Origin of the sequence: Methylobacillus arboreus (assembly GCF_020532725.1) — a bacterium.
Taxonomy (GTDB): Bacteria; Pseudomonadota; Gammaproteobacteria; order Burkholderiales; family Methylophilaceae; genus Methylobacillus; species Methylobacillus arboreus.
In genome coordinates this window covers 226,907-240,315 of record NZ_JAJAVC010000006.1, presented here as the reverse complement: position 1 = coordinate 240,315, position 13,409 = coordinate 226,907, and the positions used below count along the sequence as shown (strand labels likewise).

The window sequence follows — 13,409 nt, the reverse complement described above, 5'->3', positions numbered from 1 at the left end:
TGTGCAAAAAACGACTACACAAAAATACGATAGTGCATTGAAGCCTGCTGCTGCTGCGGTTGCGCTATTGTTTGCTGGATCAGCTTTCTCCGCTGAAGAGGCGGGAGTGTTACCTGAGCTCCAGGTTCAATCCAAAAAAGATAATCCTTATGCGGTTCAGAAGTCTGCTAATCAGAAATTTACTGCTCCTTTGAAAGATACGCCTAAATCGGTGACAGTAATTACTGAAGATTTGATCCGAGATACCGGCTCGAATACTTTCCAGGATGCCTTGCGTACTACGCCTGGGATCACATTTGGCTCTGGCGAAGGCGGTGGCTCTGCATTGACCGATCGCCCATTTATCCGTGGTTTCGACTCACAAAGCGCAATCTTTGTTGATGGTTTACGTGATATTGGCGCTCAGACACGCGAAGTGTTTGCAATAGAACAAATGGAAGTACTAAAGGGGCCAAGCGGTGCTTTTGATGGCCGTGGCTCTGCTGGCGGCAGCATCAATATTGTAACGAAGCGTGCTAAAGCGGATAACTTTACTTCCGGTTCTATTGGTCTAGGGACTGACCGCTATCGTCGTGCAACTTTTGACGGCAATTACATGATTGGTGAGGATGCAGCTATTCGCCTGGTAGGATTGGTGCATGACGCGGATGTTCCTGGACGTGATTCCGTGGACGTGAAGCGTTGGGGTTTCATGCCTTCTATCACGCTTGGACTTAATGGACCAACTTCCTTGTCGGCAAATTGGTATCACTTTGAAACTGATGACATGTCCGATCGTGGTCTGCCTTATACAGATAATTCTGGCACTCTTTATCATCGCCCGCTACATGTAAGTAAAGATACCTTCTATGGTTTCAAAGACAAAGACTACCAGAAGACCGGTAGTGATATTGGTACATTAGAATTTAAGCATGCTTTTTCTGATGATCTCGTATTGCGAAATACTGCTCGCTATGGTGTGACCAAGAATAAATATGTCACGACTCGTGCCTTAGTGCAGGCGCCTGGAGCTGCCTCTGGTTTGCTTAACCTTAATAACCAAGCCAGGTATACCAAGACCGAGACAATTAGCAATCTGACGGATTTATCTATTGCATTTGCTACTGGCGATATTAACCACAATGTGAATATCGGTTTTGAATGGTCGAAAGCTGAGACAGATCAATTTGCCGCTATAACATCGGGTACATTAAATAGTCCTGTAAATATGTATGATCCTGATCCAAATCGCTCTTCAGGTTTAGATGTTAGCTGGAGTGGGACCCCTTCCTCAACAACGACCAGTAGGAACAGATCTCTTTACGCGTTCGATAGTATCGAGTTGAATGATAAGTGGCTGTTAAATGCTGGATTGCGTTATGACAAGTTCTACGTAAAGAATAACGTAGCAGATGCTGAGCATACCTTCTGGAATTATCAATTGGGGGCAGTATATAAAATCAATTCCCAAGGTAATGTCTATGTTTCATATGCGACTTCCAGCACCCCGGTAGGCTTAAATAACGGCGATGGTAACCAGGAAAACGGTAATAATCTCGTAGCGAATACAGCAAATTTGAGGCCAGAGCGCACCAAGAGCTTTGAGGTTGGTACCAAATGGGAAGTGCTAGATGGATTGGCACTTACCGCTGCGGCTTTTTATACTCAAAAATATGATGCCCGTGTCTTAACTGAAGCGGATGTGTTTGCTAATGCTGGTGAAGTCGATGTCAAAGGTATTGAGCTTAGTGCGGCAGGCAAGATTACTGCTAAATGGAATGTATTCGCAGGATACACTTATTTGGATACTGAGCAATCCAAAACGGGTGATTTCTTAGGGGGCTCAACTAACCTTGGTAGCGCTGCTAATAAGGGCAAAGAATTGCCAGGAATTGCCAAAAACAGTGCTAGCGTTTGGACAACTTACAGCGTGCTACCAGATCTGACCTTAGGTGGTGGGGCATTTTATGTAGACAGGGTTCATGCAGATCCAGGTAACTCCCTGTATGTACCTTCCTATGTTCGTTGGGATGCTATGGCGAATTACAAGATTGACGATCGTATCAGCCTGCAGCTCAACCTACAAAATTTGACCGACAAACGTTACTTTAACCAGACCTATACACGTCACTTTGCCACCGTGGCTCCAGGCCGCTTGGCATTTGTTTCTCTGAACTTCAAGTTCTAAGTATCTAGTTTTAGTTCGATATATCTCATGTTCTAACCCTATGGAGGTGTTAACCTCTATAGGGTTTTTTGCTTATGGCAGGATGAAGAAAATGCTGATTGAAATTCCAGAAGTGCTAACCAAGGAGCAAGTTGCCCAGTGCAGGCAGTTGATGGATGCAGCGGAATGGGTAGATGGCAATGTAACCTCAGGCAGTCAATCTGCGCTGGCCAAAAACAATATGCAGTTGCCGGAAGGCTCACCAGTGGCGCGCCAAATAGGCGACTTGATCCAGGATGCGCTTGGGCAGAGTCCACTATTCATTTCCGCCGCTTTGCCGCTCAAGGTATTTCCACCATTATTCAACCGTTATGAAGGCGGGCAGGCATTCGGCATGCATGTGGATAATGCTATCCGCCAGTTGCGTGGTACCAGCTTCCGTATTCGTAGCGATTTGTCTGCTACCTTGTTTTTCTCCGAGCCGGAGGATTATGACGGTGGTGTGCTGACGATTGAGGATACGTTTGGCAAACAGGAGGTGAAGCTGCCTGCTGGGCATATGGTGCTTTACCCTTCCAGCAGTTTGCACCATGTCACCTCTGTCACGCGCGGGGCGCGGGTTTCATCGTTCTTTTGGATGCAGAGCATGGTGCGGGATGACGCGCAGCGCACGCTGCTGTTTCAGCTAGATAACAGTATCCAGGCCGTGGGCGCTGAGCGTGGCGGCAAGGATCCGGAGGTGATTCGTCTGACGGGCGTTTATCACAATCTATTGCGCATGTGGGCAGACAGTTAATCTAGGCTGCGCCTTGTATGTGATTGTGCTGTAGGCGGGTTGCCATTTGCCGCAGGAAACTCATGGTAATGTGCGGCTCGCCTAGCAGCAGTGTTTCAATACTCTCTGCGTTGACCACCACAACCCTGGCTTCGTTGGAGACCACGATGGCATCTGCCACCCTGGGGGTCTGGGTCAGGAATGCCATTTCCCCAAAATAATCCCCGCTGTTGAGCTCTCGCAGCACTCTTTCGCCCAGCATCAGTTTGATGCGGCCTGATACAAGGTAATACAGGTCGTGACAGCTGTCATCAATCTTGAAAATATAGTCTCCCTTGCGGAAGGTTTTGCCGTAACGCTCCATCAATTCTTCCAGGTAGGTGGTTTGGTCTTCCGGCATTTGGTCGAACAAGCCACGCAGCAGCAAGACGTCTTTTTTACGTAAAGTGGAAATCAATGTTGTTCCGAGCATGAACACCACAAAGGTGTAGTAAAGCCAGGCGATAGAGATGAACAGGTTTTTCATGCCGCCAAACACGGCCCCATAAGCGGGGTTCACAGACAGGAACAGGCTGAATGCGGGACGCATGGCAAGCCACAGCAAGGCAGTGACAGTAGCGCCAATCAATATATGCGCAAACCGGAGACGCACTGGGAAATAAACCCGGTAGAAAACCGCCATCAGCAAGGTGGTAAGGATGATAGAGGTAGCTGAGTTGAGGTGTCTGGAATAGCTGACATGGGGCTCAAGGACTTCAACGACTTTTTCTATACCCAGACCCAGGATGGTAAACAGGAAAAACATCAGCAATATACCGAGAACACCAAGAATATCCTTTACCTGCCGCCGCATGAAAGATGGCGCTTCCTTCACGCTGGCAATGGTGTAAAAGGCCGAGCGTAATGCGCCTGCTAAAGGGACAGCCAGCCAGAACATGGCGATGAAGCCAAAGACCCCCCAGGCAGCCTTGTGCTGCGATGCGTTATAGACTTCAACCATGATGCGGCTACTGAGATTGGGCACCAAGTTGCTGACCAGAATAGCCAGTTTGACTGTGGCGTAATTGGAGGAAACCACCAGGTGGCTCAGCAGGAAGAACATGAGCACGATGAGTGGAATCAGGGCAAACATGGCATAAAAGGACAGCGATGCCGAGATGCCAAAGCCATTGTGTACCTGGAAGCTGCTCAATGTTTCGCGCAGTACAAAGAACGGCGTGCTGTAGCGATGCCGGGCATAGGCGCGGCGCGACTTGTGCAACGCCGGATGGCTGCCCAAATGTTTGACCCTGGATAGGTTGAGTGCCAAATGTTGCTCCTGCGATTGATTAAGCTGATTATTGTAATGGCTGCTTGAATTTCTCCGTTGCGGCAATTAGGGCGCTCCTTGTGCCTGTCTCCATGCCAGAATGTCCCGCATCCGGAATCATGTGGAACTCGGCATGTGGTATTGCCTCATGGAGCTGATGCGCTGTCAATGGAGGGCACACCATATCGTAACGTCCCTGCACAATGACGGTGGGGATGTCTTTTAATTGGGCAGCTGCTTCTGCCAACAGGTCGTGGTGGCCGACAAAACACTGGTTCTGGATGTAATGAATTTGCACCCGTGCGCGGGCTAGTTCGATTTTGGCATTGATTGCCTGCTCATTGATCGGGGTTGGCAACAAGGTCATGATACTGGCCTCGAAGGCATTCCAATGGACGGCTGCGGGTTCGCTGATGGCTGGATCATTTGAAAAAACGCGCTCGGCAAAAGCGCTTAAGGGATTATGCTGCTCTTCTGGCGGCAGGTAGGAAAGCAGCTTCGCCCAGGTTTCGGGGAAGAAGTGCTGTACATCACGCAAGAACCAATCCAATTCACTTTGACGGCTAAGGAAAATGCCGCGCAAGATCAGGCCGCTGACATGTTGAGGATGGGCCAGGGCGTAGTTAAGCGCCAGGGTGCTGCCCCATGAGCCGCCGAACACCAGCCAGCGATCAATCCCCAAATGCTGGCGCAGGGCATCAAGGTCTGCGACCAGATGGCTGGTGGTGTTTTCCTGCGTCTCCCCTTGTGGTGTGCTGCGTCCGCAGCCGCGTTGATCCAGCAGAATGATGCGGTAATGGGCCGGGTCAAAATAGCGGCGCTGTCCCGGATTGCAACCGCTGCCAGGGCCGCCATGCAAAAAGACGACAGGCTGTCCGGCCGGGCTCCCCGACTGTTCATAGTAAATAGAATGAAGTGGCGAAACGCTGAGCCAGTCTTGTTGATAGGGCTGGATTTCCGGGAATAGTGAGTCACTCATGGGGGATTTTTCTCATTAATTTGGGAGGCAATTTTTATTTTTCAGGGAATTTGTCATACCAAGTTTAGGAATTATTTAATTGTAAGTAAAATGTAAACAGAGTATTGCAAAACATTTTTTCCTGCACTAAGATGCAGTCTACTCGCTTTGAAGTGAGTAAGAGACAAAGTCTCAACTATGCTGCAACAACCCATAATTATAAATGGGAGGTGGTATACGCGGGGCTGGGTCTTGTTAAACCCTTAGTAGTATCACTATGGAGATTTATAAAAATGGAGATGAGCAAAATCAAGCTGGCGCTTGGTGTGGCTTTCGGTATGGCTATGGCATTGCCCATGGTTGCATCCGCTGCTGCTGACCAAGAAGCTGCATTGAAGGACCCTAACAACTGGGTACATCCACGTGGGCAACATAACAATCAGGGTTATAGCACCCTGAATCAAATCAACAAGAGCAATGTCAAGAATGTGAAGGCTGCTTGGCAATTCGCTACCGGTGTAAACCGTGGACACGAAGGCTCTCCTGTTGTTGTAGGCAATGTGTTATATGTACATACCGCATTCCCTAACAATGTCTACGCGCTTGACCTGAATGATAACCAAAAGATCATCTGGGCATATTTCCCTAAACAAGACCCATCCGTACAAGCTGTGCTCTGCTGCGATAACGTCAGCCGCGGTTTAGGTTATGGCGATGGCAAAATCTTCTTGCAACAGAATGATGGCGTACTGGTTGCACTGGATGCCAAGACTGGTGCCAAGGTTTGGGATGTCAAGGTTAATGATCCCAAGGTTGGTGCCACCAACACCAATGCACCTCATGTGATCAAGGACAAGGTTCTGACCGGTTGTTCTGGTGCTGAATTCGGTGTGCGTTGCTTCCTGGCTGCTTACAGCCTGAAGGATGGTTCACTGGTATGGAAGGCATACAGCACAGGTCCTGACAGCGAAGTGCTGATCGGCAATGACTTCAACAAGGACAACCCGCACTACAGCGCTTTGTCCGTATATGAAGATGTCAACGGCGGTAACAAGGAAGGCGGCTCCTTCAAGGCATTGCCTAAGGAAAAGCTGAAGTTCCCTGAAAAAGACCTGGGTGTTAAGACCTGGTTGAAGCCACAAGCAGTTAAGGATGGTTGGCAGCACGGTGGTGGATCTACCTGGGGCTGGTGGCCATATGACCACAGAACCAATCTGGTTTACTACGGCACTGGTAACCCATCCGTTTGGAACCCGGACGTACGTCCGGGTGACAACAAGTGGTCCATGACTATCTTCGCGCGTGATGTCGACACTGGTATCGCCAAGTGGGGTTATCAAATGACACCTCACGATGAATGGGACTATGACGGTATTAACGAAGTGATCCTGTTCGATAAGGGCGGCAAGACATACGCATGGCACCATGACCGTAACGGTTTTGCTTACACCTTTGATGCACATACCGGCAGCATTATCGCCGCAGAAAAGGTACACCCGTTCGTCAACTGGGCAACTCATGTTGACAAAGCCAGCGGCGTTCCACACAAGGATGGCAAGTACTCTACTCACCAAGACTACAACGCCAAGGGTATCTGCCCTGCCGCGCTGGGTACCAAGGACCAACAGCCTGCTGCTTACTCCCCACGTACTGGCCTGGTGTACTCCCCACTCAACCACGTTTGTATGACCTATGAGCCGGTTGAGTCCAAGTACATCGCTGGTCAGCCATGGGTTGGTGCTACATTGACCATGTTCGCTGGTCCTGATGGCGTGATGGGTGGCTTCGCTGCTTATGACCCATTGACCAACAAGAGCAAGTGGTACAACAAGGAGAAGTTCTCTGCTTGGGGTGGTGTTCTGACCACAGCTTCTGACCTGGTGTTCTACGGTACTCTGGACCGTTGGTTCAAGGCTGTTGATGCACAAAGTGGTAAGGAACTCTGGAAATTCCAGGTAGGTTCCGGTGTGATTGGTAATGCTTTCACATACACCCACAAGGGTAAGCAATACGTTGGCGTGCTCTCCGGTATCGGTGGTTGGGCTGGCGTAGCGATGAACCTTGGCCTTGATAACGACACCGATGCGCTGGGCGCTGCTGGTGGTTACAAAGAACTGACCAAGTACAACGCTGCTCCTGGCGGCGGTGCACTGAACGTGTTCAGCCTGTAATCGTCTGATTTGATGCAGAAGATTCAAAGCTGACATTAGGTTAGTTGCTCCCAAGCACCCTGTCTTAGGACAGGGTGCTTTTTATCTTTGATAAGTAATTAGTTAGATGGCTTATCAACGCAGAAGGAAGTAGGCAATGCTGAAAACGCTGAAAAAGGTTTCATTTGTGCTGATGTTGGCAAGTGTCAGCCAGTTCGCCATGGCGGGAGGCGCCACCAATACACTGGAGGTTGATACCGAAGTAGGCCGTGGTGGTCTGCCGGTACGTGAGGATAACCCCAACGAATTTAAAGTCTGTGCAGACTATGACAATTTGCCTTATTCAAACGGCAAGCAAGAAGGTTTTGAGAACAAAATTGCCGAGCTGATTGCCAAGGATCTCGGCAAGACCCTGACCTACCAGTTTTGGTATGACCGTATGGGTTTTATCAGAAACACGTTAAATGCACGTCGTTGCGACGTGATTATCGGCACTGTCGCGGGCAACGACATGATGCTGACATCCAAGCCTTATTACCGTTCAGGTTACGTATTCGTCTACCGCAAGGATAGCGGTTATGACATCAAGGATTGGGACTCCCCTGACTTGCGCAAAGGCATTATCGGTGTGGTTGGCCAGACTCCGCCTTCCCGTCCTCTGAATGATAAAGGTCTGCTTGGCAATTCCCGCCCCTACCGTATTCAGCGCGATCTCAATTTACCGCCAAGTTTCGTGATTGATGATTTGGTCAAAGGTGAGATCGACGTGGCAATTCTTTGGGGCCCGATTGCCGGGTATTACGCCAAGAAAGCTTCGATTCCGCTGGTTGTCGTGCCTGCCCCGGAATATGAGCAGGAGAATATACATGGCAAGGAATACTGGAATATTTCACTGGCTGTACGCAAGCGTGACAAGGAAAGAATGGCCGTGCTGCAGGAAGTGCTTGATCGCCGCCATGACGACATCATCAAGATTCTCGATGAATATGGCATTCCTCATGTACCGGTAGTTGAGGGTGATGATATTGAGAAAAAATCTAAAGAGAAGGGTGATGTAATTCCCAAATTCGAATAGAAAAATTCATGAACTGGGTCAACTGTTACATGTCTGACTCGTTAAATGAAGTGCAGACTGATTCAGTTGATTAAAGCAGTCGAAGTTTAAATGTTTATAAAGCAAGGAGAAAGTATGTTGAATCATGGAGTGATCAAAGCAACCTTGGCAGCTTCTGTGCTGGCTCTGGCAGGATTGGCGATGCCTATGCAGGCAAGTGCTGCCTGCAATCTGGTATCTACCAAGGATAATAGCCCGTTAAAAATTACAGTGGCCGAAGATGATACCCCTGAAGCCAAGGAGTTCCTGGAAACCTGCGTGAATCCTTATACAAAGATCTACACAGCCGACCCGGAAAAAGCCAAGCTGGGCAAGAGGAAATTTGGTCTTTATTCCTGCACTACCTGCCATGGCCCTAATGGCGATGGCCAAGTGGCTGTTTCGATTACCGATGATCGCTGGCAATATTCCAAACACATCACAGACAAGGGTTTGTTTGAAACGATCGCGGGCGGTACCAATGGCGGCATGGCTACCTGGCACAAGCAGGTTGCTGGCAATCCGGACTTGGTTTCCACCGATGAAATCCTGAGAATTGTGGCATTCCTGCGTAGCCAATACAAAGGCGGTGGCGACAAGCCATGGCTGAATGAAGCGCCGCAGAAATAAATCCTAAAAATAGTGAGCGGTGCTAGCGCTGGTCTAGTTTAGTATCCCTCGGTATAGTAAAGACGGTCGTTGTTTGTACAATGGCCGTTTTTTTTATGCGCGAAGCCCCGGCTTTAGAGGTAAAATCAGCGTAATGCTTTTTGTGCAAGCCTGTCGCCAAAGTCATGATTACTGAAGAGTGACTGTCATCACGCAGTAAAGCTGTGCTTGCCGTTATGTATACTGATTTACATTGATTAGTCCTGGAAAGTGAAGTTATGCAATTGGAAACGCAAACAAATTCAGATTTGCATCGTGTGGTGATTGTTGGTGGCGGCGCAGGCGGGCTGGAACTGGCGACACGTCTAGGCAGGAGCTTGGGACGCAAGAAGAAAGCCCATATCACCCTGATTGACTGCACGCGAACCCATGTCTGGAAACCATTGCTGCATGAAATTGCAGCAGGGAGCATGAATCCGGACAAGCATGAACTTGAATACATCGCCCAGGCCCACTGGCATCATTTCTATTTCCGGTTAGGGCGCATGGATGGCCTGGATCGCGGCAAGAAAGAAGTGTATGTCGCGCCTTATTTTGACGAGGAAGGTGTAGAAGTTATTCCTCGTCGTACTTTCCAATATGACACCCTGATTATTGCCGTGGGCAGTACGACCAATGATTTTGGCATCTCCGGCGCGCGTGAGCATTCCATTGCGCTGGATACGCAAAACCAGGCTGAGCGTTTCCACAAGCAGCTGACCAATGCCCTGATCCGCGCCCAGACCCAGGCGGAGCCTGTGCAGGCAGGTCAATTGGAAGTGGTTATCGTCGGGGCTGGCGCTACTGGTGTTGAACTTGCAGCAGAGCTGCATAACACAACCCGTGAAGTCGCCTCTTATGGGCTGGACAGGATCGACCCTGACAGGGACATCAAGATTTCCATCATTGAGGCTAGCGACCGTGTATTGCCAGCCTTGCCTCCCAAGCTCTCAATGGCAGTGGATGTTGAGCTGCGCAAGCTGCGTGTGCATGTTTATGCTGGTGAACGTGTTACTGAAGTGACCGCCAAGGGTGTGTACACCCATAGTGGCCGCTTTATTCCATCTGCATTGGTCGTCTGGGCTGCAGGCATCAAGGCCCCTGATTTTCTTCGCGACTTGGATGGGTTGGAAGTTAACCGCATCAATCAACTGGTAGTGAAGCGCACCCTACAAACGACGCTGGATGAAAATGTATTTGCTTTTGGCGATTGCGCTGCCTGTCCATGGCCTGGTCATGATGAGAATGTGCCGCCACGTGCGCAATCGGCACACCAGCAGGCCTCCATGCTGGTCAAGACCGTCAAAGCCAGGGTTGCTGGCAAGGATAACCTGCCTGAATATACCTACCGTGACTATGGCTCACTGGTCAACTTAGGGCGCTACTCCACAGTGGGCAGCCTGATGGGTGCGATTGCTGGTGGCAGTATGTATATTGAAGGTCTGTTTGCCCGCCTGATGTATCAATCTTTATACCAGATGCACTTGATGGCGCTTCATGGCTTCTTTGCCGTTGTGCTGCAAATTCTTGCACGCCTGATTACGCGTAGGACCGAAGCCAGGGTTAAGTTGCATTAAGCCGCATTGGCCATCGGATGAAATAAAAACCCCGGAATTGCATCCGGGTTTTTTATTGTTTCTAGAATAAAGGCTAAGGTTTCTTGCTGAGTTGATTTGTATTTTTGGCCTGATATAACTTATATATCCCGCCCATGCTCAGGCTGACAAACAAACCAAAGGTGACAATGATGAAATTGATATGGATATCCGCCTTGATCATGAGTGTGTAGAGGGTAATCAGGGCGGCAATACCAAGATTTTCATTGAAGTTCTGCACAGCAATCGAATGGCCTGCGCCAATTAACAGGTGGCCGCGATGCTGCAACAATGCGTTGAGGGGTACGACCAGGTAGCCGCTCAAGGCGCCAATCAGCAGTAGCAGGATGCAGGCAATAATCCAGTTGGTGACAAAACTCATGCCGATGACCAATAACCCCACTGCAATCCCCACGGGTAATACGCGCGCAGAATGCTCCAGCTTGACCATGCGTGCGGCGGCTATCGAACCAAAGGCGATGCCGATGGCGACAACTACCATCAGGTAGGTGGATTGCTCCTGGGTGAAGTCGAGGGCAAAGCCGGCCCAGGCCAGCACGACAAAGCGCAATGTGGCTGCCACTCCCCAGAATAGGGTAGTGACTGCAAGCGAAACCTGCCCCTGCGCATCCTTCCACAATGCCTTGGTGGCATGCCAGAAGTCCTTGATGAGAAAGGTGGGCGTTTTCTTGGGAGGTTTGTGATCCACCGGTACTTTGGGGATATAGATATTGAAGATGGCTGCCGAGAGGTAAAGCACCGTAATCACAATCATGGCAATCTGGATATTGATACTGGGCAGGATGGCGCCGACGACGGTTCCCAGCACAATGGCCATGACGGTGGAGCCTTCCATCCAGCCATTGGCTTTCACCAGCATGGAAGGCGGCAGGTATTCCGTCAGAATGCCGTACTTGGCGGGCGAATAGGCGGCTGCGCCTATGCCGACAATACCGTAGGCATACAAGGGCGGCATGCCAAACACCATGGCCGTGCTGCCGACGAACTTGATGGCATTGGAGACAAACATCACCCTGCCCTTGGGGAAGGCGTCAGCAAAGGCCCCGACAAAAGGGGCCAGAATGATGTACGAAATGACAAAGAACCATTGAAGTAATGGGTCGTGCCAGCTTGGCGCTTCCATGTCCCTCAATAGAGCAATCGCGGTGAACAGCAATGCATTGTCAGCTAGCGCGGATACGAATTGCGCCAGCAGTATGATATAAAAACCCCAGTTCATCGCTGCTTTGTTACACCCCGGCAAGGGGGCGCATTTTCCTGTCATTATGACTGGCTATGCCAGATTGAATCATTTTAGTGATCAATTATTACTACAAAATTTCTGCTGCAAAATCTGCCAGCCTTGAGCGTTCGCCACGTACCAATGTGACGTGCCCATTATGGGTCCAGCCCTTGAAGCGATCCACCACATAGGTGAGACCGGAACTGCCTTCAGTCAGGTAGGGCGTATCAATTTGCGCAATATTACCTAAACAAACAACTTTAGTCCCAGGTCCTGCACGAGTAATGAGTGTTTTCATTTGTTTCGGGGTCAAATTCTGGGCTTCATCGATGATAAGGAACTTATGTAGGAAGGTACGTCCGCGCATGAAGTTCAATGATTTTACCTTGATGCGGGTGCGGATCAGGTCCTGCGTGGCGGCACGGCCCCATTCTCCCGCATCCTCATCTGATTTGTTGAGCACATCCAGGTTGTCTTCCAATGCTCCCATCCAGGGCGCCATTTTTTCCTCTTCTGTTCCCGGCAGGAAGCCGATATCCTCACCCACAGGCACAGTAACACGTGTCATGATGATTTCGCTGTAAATCTTTTTGTCCAGGGTCTGGGTCAGCGCGGAGGCAAGCGTGAGCAAGGTTTTTCCGGTGCCTGCCTGGCCCAGCAGCGTAACAAAGTCTACCTCGGGATCCATCAGCAGGTTGAGTGCAAAATTCTGCTCCCGGTTACGTGATGTGATGCCCCAGATGCTGTGCTTGGGCTGGGTATAGTCCTTGACGACTTCCAGCACGGCTGTATTGCCTTCTATTGAGCGCACGATCGCATGGAACGGTTTCTCATGTTCGTAATAGACAAATTCATTGACGAGAAAGCTCTTACAGAGCGGCCCGGTAATGCGGTAGAACATCCGTCCTGCATCCTGCCATGATTCTAGCGCCTTGCTGTGTTTTTCCCAGAAATCGGCGGACAGCTCTTTCATGCCGGTGTAGAGCAGGTCGGTGTCTTCCAATACCTTGTCATTGAAGTAGTCTTCAGCAGCAACGCCAATAGCACGCGCTTTGATGCGGATGTTGATGTCCTTGCTGACCAATACTACCTCACGGCTGGGTTGGGATTTTTGCAACCCAAGCACCACGCTCAGAATCTGGTTGTCTGCCTTGCTGCCAGCCAGCATGGGCAGCTCTGTCGTGACGGCCTCTGTCTGCAGAAACAGTTTGCCGCTGACATGCTTGTTGCCATTGATGGCAAGCGGGCAGCCTTTTTCCAGATCGGTGAGGTTGCTGCCGACGATTTCCTCCAGGTTGCGGCTCGCCTGGCGTGCATTGCGGGCGACTTCTGTCATGCCCTTCTTGTTGTTGTCGAGTTCTTCCAGCGTGACCATAGGCAGGTAAATGTCATGTTCCTCAAAGCGGAACAGGCTTGATGGATCGTGCATCAGCACATTGGTATCAAGTACAAACAGTTTGGTGCTTGCGGTGCGCTTTCTGAGCATCTGGCT

10 protein-coding genes are annotated in these 13,409 nt (G+C 50.0%); 6 read left to right on the top strand and 4 right to left on the bottom strand.

Going from position 1 to position 13,409, the window contains the following annotated elements; all coding sequences use genetic code 11:
- The first annotated feature begins 1 nt into the window (after position 1).
- Entirely contained in the window at positions 2-2,167 is a 2,166-nt protein-coding gene (locus tag LG198_RS07215) for a TonB-dependent receptor (protein WP_230342504.1), read from the top strand.
- A gap of 91 nt (positions 2,168-2,258) precedes the next feature.
- On the top strand, positions 2,259-2,942 hold the full coding sequence (locus LG198_RS07210) for a Fe2+-dependent dioxygenase (protein ID WP_230342503.1): 684 nt from the start codon (positions 2,259-2,261) through the stop codon (positions 2,940-2,942).
- Between the two features lies 1 nt (position 2,943).
- Here the strand turns inward: LG198_RS07210 and LG198_RS07205 are convergent, their stop codons facing one another.
- Together LG198_RS07205 and pip are read right to left on the bottom strand one after the other, a co-directional pair.
- Complete coding sequence (locus LG198_RS07205; protein WP_230342502.1) at positions 2,944-4,230, bottom strand: YhjD/YihY/BrkB family envelope integrity protein; 1,287 nt, start codon at positions 4,228-4,230, stop codon at positions 2,944-2,946.
- 28 nt (positions 4,231-4,258) lie between these two features.
- Positions 4,259-5,209 carry a prolyl aminopeptidase gene (gene pip / locus LG198_RS07200; RefSeq protein ID WP_230342501.1) on the bottom strand — a complete coding sequence of 317 codons (951 nt, stop codon included), beginning with the start codon at positions 5,207-5,209 and terminating at the stop codon, positions 4,259-4,261.
- A gap of 272 nt (positions 5,210-5,481) precedes the next feature.
- On the opposite strand from pip, the gene LG198_RS07195 reads away from it, so the two are divergent.
- The 4 genes from LG198_RS07195 to LG198_RS07180 all read left to right on the top strand — a co-directional run bounded on the left by LG198_RS07195 (position 5,482) and on the right by LG198_RS07180 (position 10,656).
- Positions 5,482-7,359, top strand: a complete 1,878-nt coding sequence (locus LG198_RS07195; RefSeq protein ID WP_328485072.1) for a methanol/ethanol family PQQ-dependent dehydrogenase — start codon at positions 5,482-5,484, stop codon at positions 7,357-7,359.
- Positions 7,360-7,495: 136 nt separating this feature from the next.
- Entirely contained in the window at positions 7,496-8,413 is a 918-nt protein-coding gene (locus LG198_RS07190) for a substrate-binding domain-containing protein (protein ID WP_230342500.1), read from the top strand.
- Positions 8,414-8,527: 114 nt separating this feature from the next.
- A complete protein-coding gene (locus LG198_RS07185; protein ID WP_230342499.1) occupies positions 8,528-9,061 on the top strand; it encodes a c-type cytochrome in 534 nt (177 codons plus the stop codon).
- A 257-nt stretch (positions 9,062-9,318) separates the two neighbouring features.
- Positions 9,319-10,656 carry an NAD(P)/FAD-dependent oxidoreductase gene (locus LG198_RS07180; protein WP_230342498.1) on the top strand — a complete coding sequence of 446 codons (1,338 nt, stop codon included), beginning with the start codon at positions 9,319-9,321 and terminating at the stop codon, positions 10,654-10,656.
- Between the two features lie 73 nt (positions 10,657-10,729).
- Here the strand turns inward: LG198_RS07180 and lplT are convergent, their stop codons facing one another.
- Together lplT and LG198_RS07170 are read right to left on the bottom strand one after the other, a co-directional pair.
- A complete protein-coding gene (lplT, locus tag LG198_RS07175; RefSeq protein ID WP_230342497.1) occupies positions 10,730-11,914 on the bottom strand; it encodes a lysophospholipid transporter LplT in 1,185 nt (394 codons plus the stop codon).
- A 91-nt stretch (positions 11,915-12,005) separates the two neighbouring features.
- A complete protein-coding gene (locus LG198_RS07170) occupies positions 12,006-13,403 on the bottom strand; it encodes a PhoH family protein (protein WP_230342496.1) in 1,398 nt (465 codons plus the stop codon).
- Positions 13,404-13,409 lie beyond the last annotated feature (6 nt).